The organism is Serratia sp. P2ACOL2, assembly GCF_003691565.1.
Classification (GTDB): domain Bacteria; phylum Pseudomonadota; class Gammaproteobacteria; order Enterobacterales; family Enterobacteriaceae; genus Serratia; species Serratia liquefaciens.
Window position 1 is genome coordinate 3120324 of sequence record NZ_CP033162.1, and the last position, 24470, is coordinate 3144793.

Here is a 24470-nt window from a genome sequence, read left to right on the forward strand (position 1 = left end):
GATAAGATATATCCGAGTCATTAATTGATAACGCAGTTTTTAACATATTGGATTATAGTTGAAGTCGCAAAAAATGCTTCATTTGCAAATTTGTTGATTCATTGTTTATGTGAAGTGTGCTTTGTCCACACATGCCAGGACATGCGCCTATCGGCCGAATATGGCAGAATAGCCATCATAAACAGCCGCCCCGTCAGTCAGGTTTATTGAGGCCCATGAGCGCAACCGCACCCAATCTAAAATCTTTGCCCTACACCCCCACCACCCTGCTGGAGCTGTTTGCTCCCCTTGCTCAACACCCCTGGGCCATGTTGCTGCATTCCGGCTTTGCCGAACATTCGCATAATCGTTTCGATATTTTGGTCGCGGCCCCCAAGGTCACTCTGACTACCCGAGGGCAAATCACAGAAATCTGCCGCGGGATGGAGGAGCAGCAATCACAGGAAGATCCTTTCCAGTTGCTGCAACAGCAGTTGGAACAACAAAACCAACATCCGGCAGCAAATACCGACTTGCCATTCCAGGGCGGCGCTCTGGGGCTATTCGGTTACGATCTGGGCCGCAGAGTGGAAAAACTGCCGCAAATGGCACAGGCGGATATCGCGCTGCCGGACATGGCTGTTGGCATTTACGACTGGGCGCTGATTGCCGATCACCATAAGAAGACGCTAACGCTGCTCAGCTATGGCGATACTGAACAACGTTGGCAGTGGTTATGCAGCCAGCAATCTGAACCTCAGCAAGACTTCACCTTGACCAGCCGCTGGCAAGCCAACATGACACGGCAGCAATATGGTGAAAAATTCCAACGTATCCAGCAGTATTTGCGCAGCGGCGATTGCTACCAAATCAATCTGGCTCAACGCTTTTCCGCAGATTATCAGGGCGATGAATGGCAAGCCTTTCAGCAACTGAGCGCCAGCAATCGAGCCCCCTTCTCTGCCTTTTTACGTCTGCCGGACAACGCCGTACTGAGCGTTTCGCCCGAGCGTTTTTTGTGGCTGGAGAACCAGCAGATCCAAACCCGCCCTATCAAGGGCACGCTGCCGCGGCTGGCCGATGCCGAGCAAGATGCGCAGCAGGCGCAACGGTTGGCGGATTCCGCCAAAGATCGCGCGGAAAACCTGATGATTGTCGATCTGCTTCGCAACGATATCGGCCGCGTCGCCGAACCGGGCAGCGTCAAAGTTCCCGAACTGTTCGTGGTGGAGCCTTTCCCGGCGGTACATCATCTGGTCAGCACCATTACCGCCCTCCTGCCCGAACGCACGCCAGCAACTGAGCTGCTGCGCGCCTGCTTCCCGGGCGGATCTATTACCGGCGCACCCAAGGTACGAGCGATGGAAATTATCGAAGAGCTGGAGCCACAGCGGCGTAATGCCTACTGCGGCAGTATCGGCTATATCAGCGCCTGTGGCACCATGGACACCAACATCACCATCCGCACTTTGTTCACCGAAAGCGGCCGCATTTACTGTTCGGCCGGTGGCGGCATCGTAGCCGACAGCCAGGAACAGGCGGAATATCAGGAAACTTTCGATAAAGTCGGCCGCATCCTACCGCAACTGGGGGAGTTTATCGCTTCGTGAGCCAACCGACTTATCCGACTTCGCTGGCGGCGTTTATCAGCCGCTTCCAGCTGCAATTGCCGCAGGCGTCACAGATTTCGCATAACGTTCGCCCTGCGGCGGTGCTGATACCCATTATCTGCCGGCCCGAGCCCACGCTGCTGCTCACCCGCCGTGCCGACTCACTACGAAAACATCCGGGCCAGGTGGCATTTCCCGGCGGTAAAACCGATGCCGAAGACGGTTCGGCGATTATTACCGCCCTGCGTGAGGCCCAGGAGGAAGTGGCAATCCCGCCCCAGGCGGTGACCATCCTTGGCCAACTGGCCCCGCTCGACAGCAGCACCGGTTTCCAGGTCACTCCGGTTGTCGGGCTGATTTCTCCCGACGTGCAATTTAGCGCTAATGAAGATGAAGTGGCCGACGTTTTCGAAATGCCGCTGCATGAAGCGCTGACGCTGTCGCGCTATTACCCGCTGGATATTCAGCGCGCCGGTCATTCACACCGTATTTATCTCTCCTGGTATCAGAGTCAATTTGTCTGGGGATTGACCGCGGCTATCATTCGCCGCCTGGCGCAACAGGTCAGCATTTAGCCCCAATTCCGTGACGCCGATCACAAGCCAAACGGTTACCTGCACCAGCGGCACGGGTAAAGCGATCGGCATCACTTCATTTGTTTGCTTTTTCAACTACCGTTCTGGCTATCAGAGTTTTAAAAAAACTGTAAACCCTCTCTTCAACCTTACGAAATACCTGTAAAATACCGCCGTCCGGAATAAACCACTATTTCAGCAGGGTTTAAGCCGGCCGCGTTCAGCAGTGGAAGCTGGCGCGATTGCCATTAACCGAGTTTAGGTGGCGGCTGTTCTACGACTGGCCGAGCGCCTGCGGCAATCATAAACAGGACTGACACCAAGGATTATTTTATTTCATGCGAAAAAGGCAACCGAACCCGTACGGCCCTTTTACAATATCGCTGTTCCCTGCACGGTTTTTAACCGAAGCAGCCATAACAATATGCCTCTAAGGAGTTTTAGCGTGATTAGCGTTTTCGACATGTTTAAGATCGGCATCGGCCCGTCCAGCTCTCATACGGTTGGACCGATGAAAGCCGGCAAACAGTTTGTCGACGATCTGGTAAATAAAGGCCTGATGCCTTCTATCACGCGTGTTGCCGTAGACGTTTACGGCTCACTCTCATTGACCGGTAAAGGTCACCATACCGATATCGCTATCATCCTCGGCCTGGCAGGCAACATGCCGGATACCGTTGATATCGATAGCATCCCGGGTTTTATTCGCGATGTAGAACAACGTCAAAGACTGATGCTGGCCAGCGGCCTGCATGAGGTAGATTTCCCGCGTGACGGCGGCATGGTGTTCCGCAGCGATAACCTGCCGCTGCATGAGAACGGCATGCAAATCCACGCCTTCGCCGGGGATAAACAAGTTTACAGCAAGACTTACTATTCTATCGGCGGTGGTTTTATCGTCGATGAAGAGAATTTCGGCAAAACCGATGCGCATGAATTGAGCGTTCCTTACCCGTTCAATTTTGCGCGTGAAATGCTGGAGCATTGCCGTGAAACCGGACTGTCGCTGTCCGGCATGGTGATGCAGAACGAACTGGCACTGCACAGCAAGCAGGAGATCGAAACCTACTTCGGCAATATCTGGCAGACCATGCGCGCCTGTATCGACCGTGGCCTTAACACCGAAGGCGTGCTGCCTGGTCCGCTGCGCGTACCGCGTCGTGCTTCCGCATTACGTCGCCTGCTGGTCTCTTCCGACAAATTGTCCAGCGATCCGATGAACGTCATTGACTGGGTCAATATGTTCGCGCTGGCGGTCAACGAAGAGAACGCCGCCGGTGGCCGCGTGGTCACCGCTCCAACCAACGGCGCCTGCGGCATCGTACCGGCCGTGCTGGCTTACTATGACCACTTTATCGAATCCGTCAGCCCGGATATTTACATCCGTTACTTTATGGCAGCGGGCGCGGTCGGTGCTCTGTACAAAATGAACGCGTCTATCTCTGGCGCCGAAGTGGGCTGCCAGGGCGAAGTCGGCGTGGCCTGTTCCATGGCAGCGGCCGGTTTGGCCGAACTGCTGGGCGGCAGCCCGGAACAGGTTTGCATCGCGGCGGAAATCGGCATGGAGCACAACCTGGGGTTGACCTGTGACCCGGTTGCCGGTCAGGTTCAGGTGCCTTGCATCGAGCGTAATGCCATTGCTTCGGTGAAGGCGATCAACTCGGCGCGCATGGCGCTGCGCCGTACCAGTGAGCCTCGCGTGTCACTGGATAAGGTGATCGAGACCATGTATGAAACCGGTAAAGACATGAACGCTAAATACCGAGAAACCTCGCGTGGCGGTCTGGCAATAAAAGTGCAGTGCGATTAACCCCAAACCCCGCCTTTATGGCGGGGTTTTTCTTGCCAGAATTTGTTGATAATCAAATCGCTAACGCCAATTAAGTGACAATGTCACAGTAAAATATGTCGGCAACGTCACATCGATCCTGCGGTTAACCCACAATTTCCCCCTCTGTTTCGCCAAATTTAAATAATTTACTGGGTTACCATCACTCTTGTATAACGACAGGCTAGAATTAGCCGAGTATCATTTTGGACTGTTTGGCCTGACGGTGATTCTGGGCTGGCTTACCGAACAAGGATTTAGCGATGTTGATGACCCAACTTACCGTGACCAAATACCGCTATTACCGTTGGCTGCTAGCCGGGGCGGTCGGGTTGGCTATTCTGCTGTTGTCGCTTTACACCCGTTATTATCAGGAAATCGGCACCATCGAACACAATCGACAGGTGCTTGCCAATCGCACCGTCGCCAAGATCAACAATCTGCTGCTGCCGGCTGAGCAACAGGCCAAACGCTCCATGCCCCTGCTGACCTCCACTTGTGAAACCGTCATGCCAACGCTGCGCTTTCGCGCCGCGCAAAACCAGGCGCTTCGGGCAATGCTGCTGGTCAAGGATGGTGTTATTTACTGTTCCAGCCTGTTTGGTTCCCGCAAGTATGTTTTCAGCGCTATTTTGCCCGCAATAGCAAACGATGGCGCGAAGCTGGCGCTGCGCCCTTCGCTGTCGGTCGCCAAAGGCGTCCCCACCCTGATCATGTGGACGCCAGAGGCGGATAATGATCGCCGTAACGGCGTCTTGCACGTCTTTAATATTGAACTGCTGGCAAACTTTCTGCTCGAGCCTCAGGAACCCTATGCGCAGCGGGTGGTGCTGAACGTCGGAGATTACAGTTTGGAATACGGTCGCCGCGAGATCCTGCGCAGCGATAGCCTGACAACCGATTTGCGCTATACCGCGAAATCTACGCAATACCCTTTCTCTGTCTCGCTGTTCGGTCCTCAGGCCGGCATGCTGGCGCTTGCGGCACTGCCGCGCCATGTTCCGCTGTCGTTGTTGATCAGCCTGCTGGCAGCCTACGTGGTGTACCTGCTCACCGCGAATCGCATGAGCCTTTCGTACCATATAGGACATGCCATTTCTCATCGCGAATTCCGCGTTTACTGTCAGCCGATCATCAACGCTGAAACCGGTCGCTGCGTTGGGGTTGAAACCCTGCTGCGCTGGAAAAACAAACGCCAGGGCTGGATCTCCCCCGACGTGTTCATCCCGTTGGCGGAACAGCATGGGTTAATCATTCCCCTGACCCGCTACCTGATAAGCACCGTAGTGGAAAATCTGCAGTTATTCCCGCCGCGTCCGTCGTTTTATATCAGCATCAACGTCGCCGCGGAGCATTTCAACGCGGTGACTATCATCGATGACATTCGCCGTCTGTGGCTGCCTGCCGAACCGATGCCGTCGCTGATGCTGGAGCTGACCGAACGCACCGCGCTGTCAGAAATTCAGTATGAGCAAATCAAAACGCTGAAGGAGATGGGCATTATGCTGGCGATCGATGACTTTGGCACCGGGCACAGCTCGCTCAGCTACCTGAAAAAACTCAGCCCGGACGTGTTGAAGATCGATCGCGGTTTTACCGCCGCCATCGGTACCGATGCCATTAACGCCACGGTCACCGATACCATTATTACGTTGGCACAGCGTCTGAAATTAAAACTGGTGGCTGAAGGGGTAGAAACCGCCGAACAGGTTGAATATTTGCGCTCGCACGACGTGAATGCCCTGCAAGGCTTCTATTTTGCCAAGCCAATGCCAATCCATGTTTTCCCGCTGTGGCTACAGCAGTACGAATCGCGGTTACGGACGGGGAATCAGCGGGAAGAGCAAAAGGCAGGGCTGGAAAAAAAACCGGAGGCATGATGCCTCCGGCTTCTGTTACTGATGTTCCTCGTCGTGAGGCTCCACTTTGGTGATGCGCACCAGCTCAATGCGGTACTCTGACACCTCAATGACTTCGAAGCGCAGCCGGTTAAGCTCCACCACGTCCCCACCACCGGCATTTGGCCGTAATGGGCCAGCAGGAACCCAGCCAAGGTGGCGTAATCTGCCGTCGGGCTGACCAGATCTTCGCAGTTTAGCGCCTGCTCCAGCGAGTGCATATCGGCACCGCCTTTTACCAGCCAGCTGTCGGCTTCCACCACGATATCCGGCGTCTCATCCTCATCGGGGAACTCACCGGCAATGGCTTCCAGCACGTCCAAAGGCGTCACCAGCCCCTGCACGACGCCGAACTCATTGGTGACCACCACCAGTCGCCCCTTGGCGCGACGCAGCACTGCCAACAGATTAATCACGTCCATGGTTTCCGGCACCACGATCGGCGGTGTGCGCGCGGCAAACTCGGCGATGTCTTCGCCCCGTTCTACCGCCACCAGCAGATCCTTGGCACGCACCACGCCGATAATTTCATCCAACGAGTCACGACAAACCGGGAACAGGCTGTGTGGAGTATCCAACAGCTGTTCGCGCACCTCTTCACGGGAACGATCGCAATCCACCCATGAAATTTCGGTACGCGGCGTCATCACGCTACGCAGTGAACGCGAGGCCAGCGTCAACACGCCGCTGATCATATAGCGCTCTTCTTCCGCGAAGGTTTCATTCACCGGCAACGGTGCCGCTTCATCCGTCTGCTGCGCACGCTGTTGCCCCATCAGACGCATAATCGCCTCGGCGGTGCGTTCACGCATCGGGCGATGGGCCTGGTGCTTGATAAAGTTACGGCGCGCGATTTGGTTAAACAGCTCAATCAGGATCGAGAAGCCAATCGCAGCGTACAGATAGCCTTTCGGAATATGCATGCCAAAGCCTTCGGCGATCAGGCTCAAGCCGATCATCAACAGGAAGCTCAGACACAGCACCACAATAGTCGGGTGCGCATTCACGAAGTTAGTCAGCGGTTTGGAGGCCACCAACATCACCACCATAGCGATAACCACGGCGGTCATCATCACCGGCAGGTCGTTCACCATCCCCACGGCGGTAATCACCGCGTCGAGCGAGAACACTGCGTCAAGGATCACAATTTGCACCACCACCGCCCAGAACTTGGCGTAACCGCGGTTGGCACCATCCTGATGCGTCTGCCCTTCCAGCCGTTCGTGCAATTCCATGGTGGCCTTGAACAACAGGAAAACACCACCGAACAGCAGGATCAGATCGCGGCCGGAGAAGCTGAAGTCCGCGACGCTAAACAGCGGCGTGGTCAGCGTAACCATCCAGGAAATCACCGACAACAGGCCCAGACGCATAAACAGCGCCAGCGACAATCCGAGGATACGCGCTTTATCACGCTGCTTCGGCGGCAGCTTATCGGCCAAAATGGCGATAAACACCAGGTTGTCGATACCCAGTACAATTTCCAACACGACAAGTGTCAGTAACCCAGCCCAAATTGAGGGGTCCATTAAAAATTCCATATCAGACTCCGAAAAAAAGACAGGATTGCCGAGCTGTGCTCAGGCGTGAGAATGCCGACGCAGGATTAGCGCTGACAACAACAGCAAGATAACGGGATTGTAGTACCGGGGAATGGCCGAGCGGCCGTGTGATGTTTGCAACGCCAGCAGGTGGCGGGTGGAACCTTGAAAAACAGTAACTTCGGTGACAGTCCATAGGGTGGGCTGAGGCCCTTCACTCCTAAATATGAAAGAGGAAATACTCTAGCAGGAAATTTTTAGCCGGCAAAGAAGCTTTTTTACCTTCTGCATTCTCTTGTAACAGCTCTGTTGTTTAATTCCTCAAACGCTGCGTTAGGACTTATCCGAGCGCTCAATAACAGAGCAACGTCACAAAATTTATTTTTTCACTCACTAAAATAAATGGCGCTAACGTGGAACAACGCGCACAGGCATTTGAAACTGCGCGAGAAATGTTAAGAGCGGGTTTCCAGATTTCTACCATAATGTATCTGAACCGCGGAAGTGACTGCCAGGAAGCAAATGAACTAAAGACCGACACAATCCGTGCACGAAGTTCAATGAGGAGGTAGCGAGTGGCAATAGCTATTATCATCGGCACACACGGGACCGCAGCGGAACAATTGCTGAAAACGACGGAGATGCTATTGGGCGAACAGGACAACGTCGCTTTTATAGATTTCGTCCCCGGAGAAAATGCCGAAACGTTAATCGAGAAATACAACGGGAAAATCAGCGGACTCGACACCAGCGGTGGCGTCCTGTTCCTGGTCGATACCTGGGGCGGCAGCCCGTTCAATGCGGCCAGCCGCATCGCCGTCGATAAAGAAAATTATGAGGTCGTCACCGGGGTTAACATTCCCATGCTGGTGGAAACCTTCATGGCACGAGACGACAACCCCAGCTTCGACGAATTGGTCGCCCTGGCGTTGGAGACCGGCCGTGAGGGCGTGAAAGCGCTGAAAAAACCGGCAGAAGAGAGTGTTAAGCCCGCGGCACCGCAGAGTTCTCCCGCCGCCAAACCCGCTGCCCCACAAGCGCCGCTGGGGCCCAATGACCATATGAAAATCGGCCTGGCCCGTATCGATGACCGCCTGATCCACGGCCAGGTAGCGACCCGCTGGACCAAGGAAACCGACGTCAGCCGCATTATCGTGGTCAGCGACGAAGTTGCCGCCGACCACGTCCGCAAAACCTTGCTGACCCAGGTTGCCCCGCCGGGCGTCACCGCACACGTGGTTGACGTAGCGAAAGCCATTCGCGTGTGGAACAACCCGAAATACGCTGGCGATCGCGTCATGTTGCTGTTTACCAATCCGACCGACGTCTGGCACCTGGTGGAAGCCGGTGTGGATATCAAGTCGGTGAATATCGGTGGCATGGCGTTCCGCCAGGGCAAAACGCAGGTGAACAATGCCGTGTCGGTTGACGAAAAAGATATCGAAGCGTTTAAGAAATTAAACGAGCGCGGTATTGAATTGGAAGTGCGTAAAGTCTCGTCCGACAGCCGGTTAAAAATGATGGACCTGATTAACAAACTCAATTAATGGCGACAGCCAGTAATTATTTTACTCAGAGATCTTTGGTCATAGGAGAAGTGCAATGGAGATTACCACTCTTCAGATTGTACTGATATTTATCGTTGCCTGTATCGCCGGGATGGGTTCCGTTCTCGACGAGTTTCAATTTCACCGTCCGCTGGTCGCCTGTACCCTGATCGGTTTTATCCTCGGTGACATGAAAACCGGTATCATCATCGGCGGTACGCTGGAGATGATCGCCCTGGGCTGGATGAACATCGGTGCGGCAGTTGCGCCAGATGCAGCATTGGCGTCCATCATTTCCACCATTTTGGTTATTGCCGGCGGACAAAGCGTCGGTGCCGGTATCGCCCTGGCCATCCCGCTGGCGGCAGCCGGACAAGTTCTGACCATCATCGTGCGTACCCTGACCGTCGCCTTCCAGCACGCAGCGGACAGCGCGGCAGAACGCGGCAGTTTACGCGCCATCACCTGGTTGCATATTTCCGCCCTGCTGTTGCAGGCGATGCGTATCGCTATCCCAGCGGTTATCGTCGCTATCTCGGTCGGCACCTCTGGCGTTCACGCGCTGCTTAACTCGATCCCGGAAGTCGTCACCAGCGGCCTGAACATCGCCGGCGGGATGATCGTGGTGGTCGGTTACGCCATGGTGATCAACATGATGCGTGCCGGTTATCTGATGCCATTCTTCTACCTCGGCTTCGTTACCGCCGCCTTCACCAACTTTAACCTGGTCGCGCTCGGCGTTATCGGCGTGGTGATGGCCGTGCTGTATATCCAGCTCAGCCCGAAATACAACAAGTCACAAGTTGTGCAAGCCGGCCCGGCTAACGCCAACGACCTCGATAACGAACTGGACTAGGAATAGGTGAGAGAAATGGTTGATACAACAGCTCAAAAGAAACTCACGCCAGCCGATATTCGCGGTGTGTTTATGCGTTCGAACCTGTTCCAGGGTTCATGGAACTTCGAACGTATGCAGGCGCTGGGTTTTTGCTTCTCCATGGTGCCGGTGATCCGTCGCCTGTACCCGGAAAATAACGACGATCGCAAACACGCGATTAAACGCCATCTGGAGTTCTTCAACACCCACCCTTACGTGGCGGCGCCGGTACTTGGCGTGACCATGGCAATGGAAGAGCAACGCGCTAACGGCGCGCCGATCGACGATGCAGCAATCAACGGCATCAAGGTCGGCTTGATGGGGCCTCTGGCCGGCGTAGGCGACCCGATTTTCTGGGGGACCGTTCGTCCGGTATTCGCCGCGCTTGGTGCCGGTATCGCCATGAGCGGCAGCCTGCTGGGTCCGATTTTATTCTTCGTCCTGTTCAACCTGGTGCGCCTGTTGACCCGCTATTACGGCGTGGCCTACGGCTACCGCAAAGGGGTGGATATCGTTAACGACATGGGCGGCGGCTTCCTGCAAAAACTGACGGAAGGAGCGTCGATTCTCGGCCTGTTTGTCATGGGGGCATTGGTTAACAAGTGGACGCACGTGAATATCCCGTTGGTGGTGTCTAAAATCACCGACCAGACCGGGCATACCACGGTGACCACGGTGCAGACTATCCTCGATCAGTTGATGCCAGGCCTGGTGCCGTTACTGCTGACCTTTGGCTGTATGTGGCTGCTGCGCAGGAAAGTGAATGCGCTGTGGATTATCATCGGCTTCTTCGCCATCGGTATCTTTGGTTACTGGGTTGGCCTGCTGGGCCTGTAAGACGATTATCAGCCGGGGGGAAACCCCCGGTTTTTTTTATTTGTGGAGCTAGAAGATGTCGCTGACCGATGGCGTATTACTGATTTTCACCGCGCTGATGCTGGTGTATGCGATTTACGACGAATTCGGGATGAACCTGCTGAAGGGCAAAACGCTGCTCAAGGTACAGCTAAAACGACGTAACCGGATTGATTGTCTGATCTTTGTCGGTCTGATTGCCATTCTGATTTATCGTAATGTCACGACACAGGGTGCTGCATTAACCACCTATCTGCTTATTTCTTTAGCACTGATCGCCGTCTACATATCCTATATTCGCTGGCCCAAGATGTTGTTTAAAGCGCAGGGTTTCTTTTATGCCAATGCGTTTATCGAATATAACCGCATTAAGGCCATGAATTTATCCGAGGATGGCATTCTGGTCATCGATCTGGAGCGGCGCAGACTGCTGATTCAGGTCACGCAATTAGACGATCTGGAAAAAATATATCACTTTTTTGTTGAAAATCAGTGATTAAAAATAACCCCAACAGAACCTCTGTTCTCGCCATGCGCTGAATGTGGATAATTAATCACCAGCGCATAAGGCTACCTGATTATTATTTATGCAACATTATTGCACTCGCCTACATTATATTCCGTCTTGCATATTTCATTAATGAAAATAATTATCAATTCCAAATAAATATCCATGGGGAATAAGGGTTGTTGCCAACGGAAATAATATGGTATGGTTGCGCCGTCATTGGGGAGTAGCCGGTTTCTGGACAATTAAACGCCAGAAACGCCCGTATCAACATACTCGTTTTAATCATTAAAACGTGGTGCGGGCAGCCAGGTAAGGTTGGCGAGACCATAGACACGTAACTCCGTCGTATGGTTGGGGGTGGGTTACGTGTATATGGAGCCGCCCGGCCGAGGCTATTTTACATGAACTTGTCAGCTACTCTCATTCTCGCTTTTGGCATGTCTATGGATGCGTTTGCCGCATCGATCGGCAAAGGTGCCAGCCTGCATCAGCCCCGTTTTCGTGAAGCGCTACGCACCGGACTCATCTTCGGCGTGGTTGAAGCCATTACGCCGATTATCGGTTGGGGCATCGGCCTGTTCGCCAGTCAATACATCATGGAGTGGGATCACTGGGTCGCCTTCTCGCTGCTGTTTATTCTCGGTATGCGCATGATTGTCGAAGGCGTCAGAAACCGCCCTGAAGAAGAAGAGAAAGTGAAGCGTCACGGATTCTGGCTGCTGGTGGCCACGGCTATCGCCACCAGTCTGGACGCGATGGCTATCGGCGTCGGCCTGGCGTTCCTGCAGGTAAACATTGTGCACACCGCCATGGCTATCGGCATGGCCACCATGATTATGGCGACGCTGGGCATGATGATTGGCCGCTTTATTGGGCCATTACTCGGTAAACGTGCCGAGATCCTTGGCGGCGTGGTGCTGATCGCCATCGGCGTCAATATTCTGCTGGAGCATTTGGGCTACCTCGCCTGAACCGACAGCACCCAAAGAAAACCTGCCAACGGCAGGTTTTTTTGTTTCTGCCCACCTTAGTCGGTCAGGTCATCGCTGGCCCGCACTCTGTCGGGCGGCATTAAGCATGCCGGCGGCGATAGAGCGCAATAACGAAATCTGTTTCGCAGAGGAAGGTCTCACTGGCGCTCAGGCGCTGCTGGACCTCCGGAGAGGCCCGCCAGGCAAAAGGCGTCATCTGCAGCAGATTGGCCGCCTGCTCGCCCGGCAGCGTCATCGGGTAGGCCAGCGATTCGACCCGCTCACAGTCAAAGCCTGCGAACTGCTCATTCTGTTCAGCATGCAGTTGCACCTGCTGATAAACCTGTTCTTTTAACTGATACAGATGGCGTGGACCAGGCGATACCGTCACCACGACGCCACCGGGTTTCACCACCCGGGCCAGTTCTTCCGCCTTGCAGGGCGCATAAATACGCAGAATGGCGTCTAAAGAAGCGTCGGCGAACGGCAGACGATGGCTCGACGCTACGCAGAATGACACCGCAGGATAACGCTTGGCCGCATAGCGGATTGCCACCTTGGCGACATCCAGCCCATACAGGATCATATTGCGTTGTTGCGTCAATCGGGCAGCTACTTCCGCCGTGTAGTACCCCTCGCCGCAGCCGATATCCAGCAGCGCCTGTGCGTCGGGTGCCAGCGCCTCATCCAACAGCTCGGCTACCCGCTGCTGCAAAGGCCGATAAAAACCGCCATCCAGGAACGCGCGCCGCGCCTGCATCATTTCCGTACTGTCGCCGGGTTGCTTCGAACGCTTGTGCTGTACCGGCAGCAGGTTGACGTAGCCCTCTTTGGCGCAGTCAAACTGATGGTTAGCGTCGCAACGCCATTGCGGTGAGGAAAAATGAAGCGGCTGATGGCACAGAGGGCACTGATAAGACATGGCTTGGGTTCCAGAGAGATACGGCGCGGCTAGTCTAAAGAAGGCTTCTGTGTGATGCAAGGCGCATCCCATGGGGGCTAGCCAAGCAGGAAAAAAACTGACTACACTGACGCTAAGTTTTCTGACGCAGGTAAAGACGTTTATGACCGACTATTCCCCGCTTCTCAACCGCGTTCCCGCTATTCGACACGGTTTCGGCAACAAGAGCGCGTTGCTGCCTGGGCATCTGCAGCCCTATCGCGCCACCTTGCCGGAAAAAAAACAGGTACACGGCACGCGCATTGTCGACGTAACGCAGGCAGCACAGGCGTGCGGTGAAGCTGATGGGTTCTATACCCGCCAGCCGGGCATTCTGCTCAGCGTGTTAACGGCAGACTGCCTGCCGGTGATTTTCAGCCGCCATGACGGCTCGGCCATTGCAGCCGTGCATGCCGGCTGGCGTGGGCTGCTGGATGGCGTTCTGGAGCAACTGGCGGCGCGTATCGCACAAGATGACTCAACCACCAACTGGGTCGCGTCCATCGGCCCTGCGGCCGGCCCATGCTGTTATGAGGTGAACGAAGAGCTGGTCGAACGGTTCAAACAGCAGTTGCCGCTGCCCGCCAGCTTAATCAGCCCCCACTATCGTCACCTGGATCTGGCCGCAATCGCCGAATCCAAACTTCGCGAGCTGGGGTTCGCCGCCGTTGACCGTGCTGGCACTTGCACTATCTGCACGCCAAATACCGACCCGCTCCAGCCACAGCGGTTTAAATACACCAGCTATCGGCGCAACAGTCACCGTCGCGAACAGGATCCCACCCACCCTGGCATCACCGGACGCAATCAGTACGCGGCCATTATTATCACCGGCGAATAAATAACAGAAACGAAAAAACCCGCACCAAGGCGGGTTTTTTGTACAGCTGACGCTGATTAGATTGCAGTAACGTTTACTGCAGATGGACCTTTCTGGCCATCTTGGATTTCGAACTCAACGTTCTGGCCTTCAGCCAGGGTTTTGAAGCCGTTACCCTGGATTGCAGAGAAGTGTACGAACACGTCTTTGCTGCCGTCAGCTGGAGTGATGAAACCGAAACCTTTAGATTCGTTGAACCACTTAACTTGACCTTTGATCTTTGCCATCTTGAGTATTTCCTTTGGATTGTTTAAACCGCCCGTAGGCGTTACATAGACAAACTAGAGTCGTTACTGCTTGAGGCACTAAGATAAGGATCGGCAGAGAAGCGGTATTCAACGCTAACGTTTTTACTCAGAACTTCTTTACTGAAAATGCCACACATATACAGAACTGTACCTCGTTTTACCCAGATGCGTTATCACATACTCTGTATTCGATGGCAAGCCATTTTTAATCACTGATGGAGCTGTCGCACATATTTGAAACGGTCGAGAGCAATATAAGCTTAAATAGGCTAAAAGATGTTGAAGCCTTAGCTATTTTCTGCTTAACACTTACACCGCGCTACACTCCGCATCCTGACTGAATTTTAACAATTCTTTCATCCGATTGACCCATGAATGTTGCAACATATAACCCCAGCCCGACGCTTAGAACGTTAAAAAATTTGAATCTTTATGGAATTTCTTATACGACATTTGAATATCGGTGAACGGGCGTATTGGAGACCGGCTGATCCGACCATTGGGTTGCCATCCGGACGGCTTAACGCTGGCATAGCCCACTCTTCGGCAATCCCTACGCCTGCGACAGCACAATAATACCAGGGTAAATTATTGCCACGCTCGCCAACTGACCATAATTTATGCAACCCACGCCCTACCATGAAAATCAAATAGCGTGCCACTTTTGGGTGCATAAGCATGCAAAATCAGAATTTACGCACCGTGGTCGTGCATCCACAGAGAAATACATCCTCCGTTACGCCGTTAAATAACGCCAATAACCTTGAGGTCAGTGCGAACCTATAGCGAAATTAAATCTTAAAAACCGAGCGGGTATTTATGCGATCAAGAGCAATTGCGAGTTGACGTATTTATTTTATCTTTTGTCGCGCCGCTACCCTATTCAAGTCAACCGGTTAGGCCAGGTTGTGGATATTGCCGTCCGGCAAGCTGCCCACATCGCTACAACCTGTGGTGGGACTGGCTTGCGGACGGCTACGGGGGCGACGCCAGCCCCGTTTGCCACGAATTAACGCTTAAGAGTTAGGTTCAAGCAGAATGCGCTCACCAATTTTAATTGGCCGGAACCGATGTTGCTCTATCCCGGCCGAACTCAACGCCAGTTTTAATTGCTGCGGCGGCTCATCCAATGACTCATCGGCTAATTCAAAAACACCCCAATGGATTGGAATGACCTGCGGCGCATTTAATTGCTGATACAGTGTCACCGACTGTTGCGGATCCATATGTTGTTCCTGCATGAACCAACGTGGTGCATAAGCGCCTATCGGCAACGCCGCCACGTCGAAAGGCCCTAAACGCGCGCCAATGTCCGCCAGCCGCTCCGAATAGCCGCTGTCGCCCGAAAAATAGAATCGAAGTGCCGGATGATGAATCACCCAACCGCACCATAAAGAGCGATTGCGGTCCCACAGGGTGCGCATACTCCAGTGGCGCGCCGGCGTACTGTGAAACGTCAGGTCACCCAACTGCAGGCTATCCCACCAGTCCAGCTCCTCGACCCGTTGCAGGCGATAGCGCCGGAACCAACTTTTCAGCCCCAACGGGACGATAAAGGTCGCGTGCGGAAAACGACGCGCCAACTGCCTGATGGTGCGCCGATCGAGATGGTCATAATGGTTATGCGAGATCAATACCACGTCCACCGTCGGTAACTGCTGTACCGTCAGCGGCGTTGGGGTCTTGCGCTTTGGGCCATAAAAACTCAACGGCGATGCGCGCTGCGACAACACCGGGTCAATCAGAATGTAACGCCCTTCAAGACGCAGCAGCATTGAGGCATGCCCCAACCACCAGATACCGTTGTCACTGCCGCTGAGGTCGGCCTGCTGCCACCAGCGTTGGGTAAACTGTTGGTATCCCATTTGCGGCGGCTTGGGCAGGCCCTGCTGCTTGCGCTCATTCTGCCAGCGCTTCAAATCCCCTTCCCGGCGCAGAGTAGGCTCCGGGTTACGAAACCCTTGCGGCGTATGGTGCGCTTTGCCGGCATCATAGTAACGATTGGTTATCTTCAAGTTGCTCTCCCGACCACTGCGGACACCCTGCACGGGCAGTTTCGATAACATAACAAAATAGACGATTGGTGCGCTTTGTGAACTGTGCTCACCTCAGGGGGGACCTTTTTGCCTAATGTGGTGTCACAATCCCTGTGAGAATGCCAGGGCCGCCTAGAGCCTGTTAAGCATCTCTTAAGATCCTTGTGTTTTACTTATAGGACATTCAGAAAAGGAGAAGTTATGAGCCGTTCTACATCACGCAAATCACGTGTTCGCATGGGCCGTATCCGTAGCGCGATGCTGGCACAGATGCAGTATTGGAAAATGTATGTCGCGATGAAACTGCGCCGCGTACGCGTGCCGGCACCCCTGGTGCTGTTGTTTGGCGCGATGGTGAGTTTTTTCATGCTGGCCGTATTGATGCTTAGCGTGGTCGCTATCGATGTCATCACCACGGTATTCCTGCTGTGCAGGAAGCTGTTGGGGTTGGGCCGCTCCGCACCGGGCAATGCCTTTATGCCACGCGGCTAAATGAAAATGGGAGGCGCAAAACGCGCCTCCGTTAAACCTTAACGCCGAACGTTAGCGCCCTTGCGGCGCGTCAGCTTGAACCCTACCCACAACAGCAAGATCCACACCGGCATCAGCAACACCGAGATACGGATCCCCTCGCTGAAATACATGATGACCAGGATTAGACTGAGGAACACCAGGCACAAATAGTTGCCAAACGGGTACCACAGCGCCTTGAAGCTCGGGATCACGCCCTGACGGTTTTTCGCCGCGCGGAAGCGTAAATGCGCCAGGCAAATCATCACCCAGTTGATCACCAGCGTGGACACCACCAGCGCCATCAGCAATTCAAACGCCTTGCCGGGCATCACATAGTTGATCAGTACACCGACAGAGGTCACCAGCGCCGACAGCGCAATCGACAGCACCGGCACGCCGCGCTTGTTCACCCGCGTCAACGCCTTGGGCGCATTGCCCTGCGTAGCCAGGCCGAACAGCATGCGGCTGTTGGCATAGACGCCGCTGTTGTACACCGACAGCGCTGCCGTCAGGACCACCACGTTAAGCAGGGTCGCCACCAGGCTGCTGTCCAACGCATGGAAAATCATCACGAACGGGCTACCGCCTTCCACCACTTTGTCCCACGGATAAAGCGACAGCAGGACCGTTAGCGAACCGATATAAAAAATCAGGATACGGTACACCACCTGATTGGTGGCCTTGGGGATGCTGCGGCGCGGATCGGCGGCTTCGGCCGCAGTGATGCCGACCATCTCCAGGCCGCCGAACGAGAACATGATCACCGCCATCGCCATCACCAGCCCGCTGATGCCGTGCGGCATAAAGCCCCCCTGCTCCCACAGGTTGTTGAGGCTGGCTTGCGGACCGCCGTTGCCGCTGGCCAGCAGCCAGGCACCAAACAGGATCATACCGACGATCGCCACCACCTTGATGATGGCAAACCAAAACTCGGTCTCGCCATACAGTCGGACATTGACCAGGTTGATCAAATTAATCAGGACAAAAAATACCGCGGCGGAAACCCAGGTTGGGATGTCCGGCCACCAGTACTGAATATAAATACCGACGGCGGTCAGTTCGGCCATGCCGACCAAAATGAACATCGCCCAGTAGTTCCAGCCGGAAAGAAAACCGGCGAAATCGCCCCAATATTTATAAGCGAAGTGGCTGAACGACCCGGCAACCGGCTCCTCGACCACCATTTCCCCCAGTTGGCGCATGATCAGGAAGGCAATGAACCCGCCGATGGCATAGCCCAGCAATACCGATGGGCCGGCCATTTTAATGGTCTGCGCAATGCCGAGAAACAGGCCGGTGCCAATAGCGCCGCCCAGGGCGATAAGTTGTATATGTCTGTTTTTTAAACCGCGTTTTAGCGGGGTATCCTGCTGCTGACCGCCCATCTTATCCTCATATGGCGTGGGAACCTGGCGCTATTGCACAAGATTTCGCCATTCAATAAATGTATCTGCGGGCGGCTTTTTAACACTTAACCCCGTGAGCATCAAGGAGTAGCACCCCGGCGACGTCGGCCAAGGCGCTATTTTATGCTGGGATTAACGGCAGTAAGGGCTGGTTTTTAGCTGGACAGACCGCAAAGTTTGGTCAGGTTGCGGGCACCAATCATCAGCGTGGCGACGTAGGACTGGCGGCGTGTTACCACCTCTACCGCCACACGATCGTTTTGATATTTTATCAGGTAGGTTGACGGCCAGCCCTGTCGGCGCTGACCAAAGCTTTCGGCATGACGATCGATTGCCGCATGGGCAATCACCAGATGAGACAAGTTTTTATCACCTTTAATAATGCGCTTCATAAACAGGCTCCGCCAGAGACAGTTCTGTTGTCATAAAAAGGGAAAAATCATCAGTAATTCTGGTGTTTCAACGGACCATTTCGTTGGTTTGCTGGCTCAGCAGGAAGCAGATCATTGCCGCACGCAGCGGGCTGCTGCTGTCCGCCTGCCATTCGCCGCGTTGGGTGATCATACGCGCCTGCCACTGCGGGTTGTCGCCCTGGCTGTCGGCATTCAGGCTGATTTTATTGGCGCAGATAATCGGCCAGGCATCGGAGGGATTCTTGCAATAGTCTTTACCTTTCACACCGCCGTAGGGATACCATTTGTCCGGATTTTCTCCGGTGATCAGCGCAATGCTGCGGTTCACCTCGGCGTCGCTTTCTTCATACCATTTAATCATCGGCTTTATCCATCTTTCGTAGAGTTGGCGCTACATTACGATGCCAATACGACAGATTTATGACAACGCGAGGGCTTTCCACATTATCTCCACTAATGTTTTTTCGGCTTTATCTTTTCCTGGGCGCTGATTACACTTTTTCCCTGTTTTGTCGCGCAGGAATACCGGCATGTTAACTGGCCTCAACCATCTGACGCTTGCAGTCAGCGACGTCAACCGCAGCTTCGATTTTTATAGCAACCTGTTGGGTTTTGTCCCTCATGCTCGCTGGCAAACTGGCGCCTACCTGTCTCTGGGGGAGCTGTGGCTGTGTTTGTCATGGGACGACGCACGAGCCGTAAATTCAGCGAAGGATTACACCCATTACGCGTTCAGCGTGGCGCCGGCAGATTTCGCCAAGGTTGCATCGCGGCTGCGCCAGGCTGGGGTTTATGAGTGGAAAACTAACCGTAGCGAGGGGGAATCGCTGTACTTTCTTGACCCGGACGGACACCAATTGGAAATTCACGGCGGCGACCTGGCCAGTCGGTTGGCGGCGTGCCGCGCAGCGCCCTATCAGGGAATGGAGTTTTTCTAAGCGACGCGGGTGGCGTAAACTGGGGCAGGCCACCCGGCAGAAAGTTTGATTAACGCTCGGGGATAAAACCTTTGAAATCCAGCGCCGGGCTGAGATCGTCATCGTCGATTGCGCTATCGCCACGCGCGCTTTGCGCCAGGCTTTTCAATAATGCAGTCTGCTGACGCTGCTGCTCGGCAATTTCCTGCAGCAGACGGACCTGTTCATTGGCACGCACACTGGCACGATTCACCAGGAACCAGACCCATAATCCCACCAACAGCGCCAGCGCCGCGAGGGCCAGCGAAAGCAGGCTATTCGAACCAAAACCTAAATCGTACATGGACAACCCTACCTACTGCTAAAAACAGGCGCACATCTTAACACTCCGGGTGCGGGCACGAACATCTTGATAGTAAATTGTTATGCACCGCTGCGCATCTCACCAGGGAATGAAACGAGTAATGGAACACACCCCCAACGCAAAGGAGCCTCCCTCATCGCAGTAGCTATCCAGCGCCAGCAGGTAAAAAAACAGACAGGCCGCAAGGAACGCCACTATCACGAGGACTTTTTTTCGCAACAAATTTAGCAGCCTCATTGTTATCTTGATAATCTGTTCGCAATGCTACCACAGCTAACTTAAACGAAGTTTAACCTGTCGTTTAGAAACCGTTTTGACGATGACTTTTCAGATTGTTACCGTTGCAGCCTGCGTCGGCGCGTGGCTATATCGCAACGACGATAAATAAACGGGAGTTATAATGAGTAAGCTGATTAAGGGGTTACTGCTACTGGCAGTGGTGTATGGCGTATTTTTGTTTTCGGGATACGGCGTATTGGTCGGCAGCAACAAGAACGTGGCTGGCCTGGGGTTGCAGTGTAAATATATGACCGCACGCAATGTGGTGATTGCTCAGTATCTGCACGGGGACAACGGCGTCATTGGCGTGGCCGACTGTCCGCTGTTCAAAAAAGTCGAAACGGTGGTGGATTGATCACCACCGCCCGAAACCGTCGCCTGGCGACGGTTTCCCCCATCAGTTGCGGGTAAACTTCATCTCAATCAGCGCAATCGCTTTTTCGATCGCCCTGCGGGTCACGGGATCGGCACCGGCAGGATGAGTGGAGAAATCGATGCTTTTCAGCTGGCTTGCCATCTTGTCACGCACCTCGGTCGGCGCGATAACGTCGATAACATCCAGAATCTGTTTGATTACCAGTTGGCAGGCAACCAGGTCGGAGGCCAATTCCTGATCGTTGCTCAGCATGTCGGACATAATTACTTTCCTTCTTGATTCAGTCGCCGCACAGAATAGCATGTCACCTGGCGCTTTGCCGCACCCAGGCTGTTTGCCGCTGAATTTCAACGTTATTGCGCATCGGGTGCCAAAATGCCCGGCCGTATTGGCCTATACTTAAGGTTTAAGCGACGCGCTTACCGGCGCATCCTTCAGCCACACCCCAACAGGAGAAAGTTATGGCAAACCACAATGTGAAATCCTGGGCAACCGTACGTGAAACCTCGGTCGAGATCGCTGAGGCAATTTTTGAGCTGGCAAAAAACGATGAGGTTCTGGCACAAAAAATCTGGGAGGAAGGCAGTGACGAAGCGTTGCAAATGGCTTTCGCCAAAACCAGTGCCGACCAGCTGTACTGGGGCGAAGAAACCGTAGAGCGAAAAAACGTCTAATCCACGCAACTCAGCAATAAAAAGCCCGGGTCACTGCTGCGCCCAGGCTTTTTCGGTTTTCGGTCAACCCCGACTTGGGGTCGTGTTGTTCCCTGAAATCACGGCTCTTCACCTCCCACACCTTCCGCATTATTCATTCTCATCACCGGCGTCACCATAAAAGCGGCAACGCCCACAATCACAACCAGAGTAATAATCACTGTCATTAACATGCGATCACCCCTTCAACGCTGAATTGTCACGGCTGACTCTGCTTTGGCGGTTATTCTTTGCGACCAGAACCACTGCGATATCAGCGGTAGCGGGCAACCTCAGATTAGCCGTTTTTCCTTCCGCCTGACAAGCTGCTTGACGATGGTTTTTCCGAATAATTTCGCCTGGGTGACGGCGGTCTTTTTGTCCATGGCGGCAAGTTGTGTATACTTCAGCGCTATGTAGATCTCACACAGACGCACTGATGATACAAGAACACCACCTCTCATTAGTCTGCGCCCTCAGTAAATGGGTCGAAACTCACCTTGGAAGAGTGATCCATCTTGAAGAGCTGGCCGAGTATTCCGGCTACTCGCTGTGGCACATGCAGAAGCTGTTCAAAGAAGCGACCGGGATTTCGCTGGGTAAGTATATTCGCGAACGCAGGTTGGCCGGGGCGGTTTACCAGTTGCGCACCAGTGACGCCTCCATCTTCGACATCGCTCTGGATTTCGGTTTTGGCTCGCAGTCGCATTTCACTTATATGTTCAGAAAGCGCTTCAACATCACGCCTTATGATTTCCGTCAGGATTTAAGCGTCGACCTGCATATCGCCCCGCCGCTGCACGTCATTCATCAAAAAACCGCCTGACTCTCTTTCCCGCCGCCGCTAACGGCGGGCTAATGCGCCCACAGCATCACTAAAATAGCGACCAGCGCGGGCAGCGCCTGTACACGGAGAATCTTGCGGCTCGCGGTCAGCCCACCAAACACGCCCGCCACCAGCACACACCCAAGAAAGAACAGTTGCACCGCCGGCTCCTCACGCCAGACGCCCCAGGCTAATCCCGCCGCCAGAAAACCGTTGTATAACCCTTGATTGGCCGCCAGCACCCGCGTGGCGGCAGCAAACTCCGCGGTGGTGGCGAACACTCGCCTGCCGGTAGGCTTCTGCCATAGGAACATTTCCAGGATCAGGATATACAAATGGATCGCTGCAATAAGCAACACCACTATATTAGAAAGAATTATCATTGTTATTAGCAGGGTTAATCAGATGTTGGGTTTTATAAGTATAACCTCACTGAGAATATTGCGAATATATCGACATAAAAAAACCCGCCGTAGCGGGTTTATTGCATAATCATTCAGAGTTAGCTCAGAACAACAACCAGCATGGCTGCGATAGAGATCCAGAACGCCGCCGTTGCAATAACAACATGGGATAATCTTGCACGATAGAGTACTTGGCTCATATTAACCTCACAGGCTTCTGACTAGCGGTAGATAACATCACTTCTTGAAAGTTATCTTAATCCACTGCTCCGACCATTTATTTGCGCAAGATCACTATTTACCAGATAAACTATATCGATGCGAAAACATGGAATTCCGATCACATTAATTTAACGTTAATAGAGCGAAATGAATAAAAATATCCCGTTGTTATAGCACGAAGGTATCAATCATCGCTCCAGGGCAGGCGTGGCGCGGTCATGCGGGGACCGCAATAGCCGACGACATCGGGAAAACGTGAATTCCCCTGCTCCCAATCACGCTGCGCACGGCTAATCTCTTGTTTGCTGTGGCCGACAAAATTCCACCAAATGAGAATCTCTTCGGTTAATGGCAAGCCACCGATTAATAATGCACGACTTCCTTTCTTGGCACGTAACTCGATACGGTTAAGATTTATACCTAAATAGGCGAATTCATCAGGTGAAAATTTTTCATCATTAACCTCAAATGCACCAATAAGGGGCAATAAACCTATTTCAAAATCTTTTCGCAGAGGTAATTGCAAATAACCATCAGCCTGCCATTCCAAATCCATGGCGATTAACGGTGAAAAAGTCGACACCGGAGAGCGATATTGTTCGAACTCCCCCACCAGTAAAGTGTGTTTGACCTCATCCTGCAGCCAGCACGGCAAGTCGGGATAATGATCGAAGCGCGGCGCAGTATCGGCATGTTCTGCGGGCAAGGCAATCCACAATTGTGCAGCATGCAGACGCCGTTGCTCACCGGTGGACTGTTCGGTATGCGCTATACCGCGTCCTGCGGTCATCAGATTGACCTGTCCTGGCCGTATCACCTGTTCGCTGCCCAGGCTATCCCGGTGCAGAACTTCCCCTTCAATCATCCAGGTAAAGGTTTGCAGACCGATATGCGGATGTGGGCCAACGTCCATCCCCTGCGAGGACCCGCTGAATACCGACGGGCCTGCATGGTCGAGAAAGCACCATGCGCCCAGCGTACGCCGTTCACGGGTGGGCAAGGCACGGCTTATCGGGATACCACCAACTTCGGCGTTACGTACGGCAATACGTTGGATCTGACGGATGCCGTCAACCACAGGACAATCACGGGAAGAGGATGAATAGGTTGGGCGGGAATTGCTCATGATTAACGCCTCCAGAACGACACACGGGTTGAGTGAGTAGCTGGACGCCAGCTTATCATGAGCAAGCGACCAGAACGCAACCCGGGAGGCAGAAGGCTACGACGCCTTTATATAGCAGCCTTTGATGTCGACCTCATCGCGCGCATGCTTGAGATCGGAAAAGTAAGTCACACCAAAAAGAATCGATACCACTAACAACACGGAAACCAGTAAACCGATAACGGCCAACAGCTTGGTTTCATCGTGGAGATTGTGCTCCATTTTATCTCCTGTATTGAACGACATCACGTCAGCCATAGCGTGACTGAAAGCGTAAAAATGATCAGGGAACAGGACGCTATCGCCAGCACAATGACAGCGAATTGCGCGTCTCCCAAAGTTTCACGGTAGTTTTTATCTTGTGAGGTATTACGTTGTTGTTTCACAGAATCTATCTTAACTCATCACGCGTTAACGTTTTTGTGAAGGGTGATTGATAAAAGCCCGCCATTGCGGGTTTGTCAGATTCCGCGCCCAATGCCACTCAGACCTCAAGAGTGGCAAGACGCTATCAACTTTCCTCACCAGGGTCAACACTCCCCCAGAACTGAGATGACCAAGATTACGATGCATTCAAAAGTCTTATTAAGACAATAA

The 24470-nt window shown here is 53.6% G+C and carries 28 protein-coding genes, 1 pseudogene and 1 riboswitch; of the genes and pseudogenes, 15 read left to right on the plus strand and 14 right to left on the minus strand.

All coding sequences use genetic code 11. The features are described from left to right. Positions 1 to 215 precede the first annotated feature (215 nt). The 4 genes from pabB to EBA31_RS15280 all read left to right on the plus strand — a co-directional run bounded on the left by pabB (position 216) and on the right by EBA31_RS15280 (position 5872). Positions 216 to 1589, plus strand: coding sequence for an aminodeoxychorismate synthase component 1 (gene pabB / locus EBA31_RS15265; RefSeq protein WP_122079632.1), 1374 nt, complete (start codon positions 216 to 218; stop codon positions 1587 to 1589). Beyond that, entirely contained in the window at positions 1586 to 2164 is a 579-nt protein-coding gene (locus EBA31_RS15270; protein WP_046373330.1) for a CoA pyrophosphatase, read from the plus strand. Before pabB ends, EBA31_RS15270 begins: the two co-directional genes overlap by 4 nt. 445 nt (positions 2165 to 2609) lie before the next feature. Continuing rightward, positions 2610 to 3974, plus strand: a complete 1365-nt coding sequence (gene sdaA, locus EBA31_RS15275; protein ID WP_041414647.1) for an L-serine ammonia-lyase — start codon at positions 2610 to 2612, stop codon at positions 3972 to 3974. A gap of 281 nt (positions 3975 to 4255) precedes the next feature. Beyond that, on the plus strand, positions 4256 to 5872 hold the full coding sequence (locus EBA31_RS15280; RefSeq protein WP_020827298.1) for an EAL domain-containing protein: 1617 nt from the start codon (positions 4256 to 4258) through the stop codon (positions 5870 to 5872). Between the two features lie 15 nt (positions 5873 to 5887). On the opposite strand, the pseudogene EBA31_RS15285 reads toward EBA31_RS15280, so the two are convergent. Continuing rightward, positions 5888 to 7431, minus strand: a pseudogene (locus EBA31_RS15285) (TerC family protein). 575 nt (positions 7432 to 8006) lie between these two features. Here EBA31_RS15285 and manX point away from each other — a divergent pair. The 5 genes from manX to mntP all read left to right on the plus strand — a co-directional run bounded on the left by manX (position 8007) and on the right by mntP (position 12192). Next, positions 8007 to 8978 carry a PTS mannose transporter subunit IIAB gene (manX, locus tag EBA31_RS15290; RefSeq protein WP_122079633.1) on the plus strand — a complete coding sequence of 324 codons (972 nt, stop codon included), beginning with the start codon at positions 8007 to 8009 and terminating at the stop codon, positions 8976 to 8978. 55 nt (positions 8979 to 9033) lie between these two features. Beyond that, a complete protein-coding gene (locus EBA31_RS15295; protein WP_017893113.1) occupies positions 9034 to 9834 on the plus strand; it encodes a PTS mannose/fructose/sorbose transporter subunit IIC in 801 nt (266 codons plus the stop codon). Between the two features lie 15 nt (positions 9835 to 9849). Next, positions 9850 to 10692, plus strand: a complete 843-nt coding sequence (locus EBA31_RS15300) for a PTS mannose transporter subunit IID (protein WP_122079634.1) — start codon at positions 9850 to 9852, stop codon at positions 10690 to 10692. Between the two features lie 55 nt (positions 10693 to 10747). After that, positions 10748 to 11206 carry a DUF986 family protein gene (locus EBA31_RS15305; protein ID WP_020827301.1) on the plus strand — a complete coding sequence of 153 codons (459 nt, stop codon included), beginning with the start codon at positions 10748 to 10750 and terminating at the stop codon, positions 11204 to 11206. Positions 11207 to 11427: 221 nt separating this feature from the next. Continuing rightward, a riboswitch (yybP-ykoY riboswitch) is annotated at positions 11428 to 11615 on the plus strand. 7 nt (positions 11616 to 11622) lie between these two features. Next, on the plus strand, positions 11623 to 12192 hold the full coding sequence (gene mntP, locus EBA31_RS15310) for a manganese efflux pump MntP (RefSeq protein WP_041414651.1): 570 nt from the start codon (positions 11623 to 11625) through the stop codon (positions 12190 to 12192). A 100-nt stretch (positions 12193 to 12292) separates the two neighbouring features. On the opposite strand, the gene rlmA is transcribed toward mntP, so the two are convergent. After that, positions 12293 to 13114 carry a 23S rRNA (guanine(745)-N(1))-methyltransferase gene (rlmA, locus tag EBA31_RS15315; RefSeq protein WP_122079635.1) on the minus strand — a complete coding sequence of 274 codons (822 nt, stop codon included), beginning with the start codon at positions 13112 to 13114 and terminating at the stop codon, positions 12293 to 12295. Between the two features lie 142 nt (positions 13115 to 13256). Here rlmA and pgeF point away from each other — a divergent pair, with 142 nt between their 5' ends. Beyond that, positions 13257 to 13973, plus strand: a complete 717-nt coding sequence (gene pgeF / locus EBA31_RS15320) for a peptidoglycan editing factor PgeF (RefSeq protein ID WP_122080640.1) — start codon at positions 13257 to 13259, stop codon at positions 13971 to 13973. A 56-nt stretch (positions 13974 to 14029) separates the two neighbouring features. Here pgeF and cspE read toward each other — a convergent pair whose 3' ends face one another. The 3 genes from cspE to EBA31_RS15335 form a co-directional block, all read right to left on the minus strand. Then, positions 14030 to 14239 carry a transcription antiterminator/RNA stability regulator CspE gene (gene cspE, locus EBA31_RS15325; protein WP_002221949.1) on the minus strand — a complete coding sequence of 70 codons (210 nt, stop codon included), beginning with the start codon at positions 14237 to 14239 and terminating at the stop codon, positions 14030 to 14032. A 41-nt stretch (positions 14240 to 14280) separates the two neighbouring features. After that, on the minus strand, positions 14281 to 14397 hold the full coding sequence (locus EBA31_RS15330) for a DUF2627 domain-containing protein (protein WP_071593021.1): 117 nt from the start codon (positions 14395 to 14397) through the stop codon (positions 14281 to 14283). 879 nt (positions 14398 to 15276) lie between these two features. Continuing rightward, positions 15277 to 16275 carry an MBL fold metallo-hydrolase gene (locus EBA31_RS15335; RefSeq protein WP_122079636.1) on the minus strand — a complete coding sequence of 333 codons (999 nt, stop codon included), beginning with the start codon at positions 16273 to 16275 and terminating at the stop codon, positions 15277 to 15279. Positions 16276 to 16497: 222 nt separating this feature from the next. Here EBA31_RS15335 and EBA31_RS15340 point away from each other — a divergent pair, with 222 nt between their 5' ends. Further along, positions 16498 to 16788 (plus strand): hypothetical protein, encoded by a 291-nt coding sequence (locus tag EBA31_RS15340; RefSeq protein ID WP_020827306.1) that lies wholly within the window; start codon positions 16498 to 16500, stop codon positions 16786 to 16788. 38 nt (positions 16789 to 16826) lie between these two features. Here the strand turns inward: EBA31_RS15340 and EBA31_RS15345 are convergent, their stop codons facing one another. The 3 genes from EBA31_RS15345 to EBA31_RS15355 all read right to left on the minus strand — a co-directional run bounded on the left by EBA31_RS15345 (position 16827) and on the right by EBA31_RS15355 (position 18989). Then, positions 16827 to 18194 carry an amino acid permease gene (locus EBA31_RS15345; protein ID WP_048760154.1) on the minus strand — a complete coding sequence of 456 codons (1368 nt, stop codon included), beginning with the start codon at positions 18192 to 18194 and terminating at the stop codon, positions 16827 to 16829. 176 nt (positions 18195 to 18370) lie between these two features. After that, positions 18371 to 18607, minus strand: a complete 237-nt coding sequence (locus EBA31_RS15350) for a DUF4060 family protein (RefSeq protein WP_020827308.1) — start codon at positions 18605 to 18607, stop codon at positions 18371 to 18373. 67 nt (positions 18608 to 18674) lie between these two features. After that, positions 18675 to 18989 carry a phage protein NinX family protein gene (locus EBA31_RS15355; protein ID WP_020827309.1) on the minus strand — a complete coding sequence of 105 codons (315 nt, stop codon included), beginning with the start codon at positions 18987 to 18989 and terminating at the stop codon, positions 18675 to 18677. Positions 18990 to 19158: 169 nt separating this feature from the next. Here EBA31_RS15355 and fos point away from each other — a divergent pair, with 169 nt between their 5' ends. Beyond that, positions 19159 to 19566, plus strand: coding sequence for a fosfomycin resistance glutathione transferase (fos, locus tag EBA31_RS15360; protein WP_122079637.1), 408 nt, complete (start codon positions 19159 to 19161; stop codon positions 19564 to 19566). A 49-nt stretch (positions 19567 to 19615) separates the two neighbouring features. Here fos and EBA31_RS15365 read toward each other — a convergent pair whose 3' ends face one another. Continuing rightward, positions 19616 to 19888: a YebO family protein gene (locus tag EBA31_RS15365; protein ID WP_122079638.1), complete on the minus strand. Its 273-nt coding sequence runs from the start codon at positions 19886 to 19888 to the stop codon at positions 19616 to 19618. Positions 19889 to 19987: 99 nt separating this feature from the next. Beyond that, positions 19988 to 20146: a PhoP/PhoQ regulator MgrB gene (locus tag EBA31_RS15370; protein WP_122079639.1), complete on the minus strand. Its 159-nt coding sequence runs from the start codon at positions 20144 to 20146 to the stop codon at positions 19988 to 19990. A gap of 163 nt (positions 20147 to 20309) precedes the next feature. Here EBA31_RS15370 and EBA31_RS15375 point away from each other — a divergent pair, with 163 nt between their 5' ends. Continuing rightward, on the plus strand, positions 20310 to 20543 hold the full coding sequence (locus EBA31_RS15375; RefSeq protein ID WP_020827312.1) for a YobH family protein: 234 nt from the start codon (positions 20310 to 20312) through the stop codon (positions 20541 to 20543). Positions 20544 to 20585: 42 nt separating this feature from the next. Here EBA31_RS15375 and EBA31_RS15380 read toward each other — a convergent pair whose 3' ends face one another. Next, positions 20586 to 20825 (minus strand): DUF2766 family protein, encoded by a 240-nt coding sequence (locus EBA31_RS15380; protein WP_004945684.1) that lies wholly within the window; start codon positions 20823 to 20825, stop codon positions 20586 to 20588. A gap of 200 nt (positions 20826 to 21025) precedes the next feature. Between EBA31_RS15380 and EBA31_RS15385 the strand changes: the two genes are divergently transcribed. Further along, complete coding sequence (locus EBA31_RS15385) at positions 21026 to 21238, plus strand: YccJ family protein (RefSeq protein WP_012145555.1); 213 nt, start codon at positions 21026 to 21028, stop codon at positions 21236 to 21238. Between the two features lie 457 nt (positions 21239 to 21695). Next, entirely contained in the window at positions 21696 to 22082 is a 387-nt protein-coding gene (locus tag EBA31_RS15390; protein ID WP_041414657.1) for a helix-turn-helix domain-containing protein, read from the plus strand. Positions 22083 to 22111: 29 nt separating this feature from the next. On the opposite strand, the gene EBA31_RS15395 is transcribed toward EBA31_RS15390, so the two are convergent. From EBA31_RS15395 to EBA31_RS26955, 3 genes are all read right to left on the minus strand, one after another. After that, a complete protein-coding gene (locus EBA31_RS15395) occupies positions 22112 to 22465 on the minus strand; it encodes a DUF1304 domain-containing protein (protein WP_122079640.1) in 354 nt (117 codons plus the stop codon). A gap of 427 nt (positions 22466 to 22892) precedes the next feature. After that, the gene (locus EBA31_RS15400) at positions 22893 to 23834 is read right to left on the minus strand and encodes a pirin family protein (protein WP_122079641.1); all 942 of its coding nucleotides are present in this window, start codon (positions 23832 to 23834) and stop codon (positions 22893 to 22895) included. A gap of 96 nt (positions 23835 to 23930) precedes the next feature. Beyond that, positions 23931 to 24095, minus strand: a complete 165-nt coding sequence (locus tag EBA31_RS26955) for a hypothetical protein (RefSeq protein ID WP_020827317.1) — start codon at positions 24093 to 24095, stop codon at positions 23931 to 23933. Positions 24096 to 24470 lie beyond the last annotated feature (375 nt).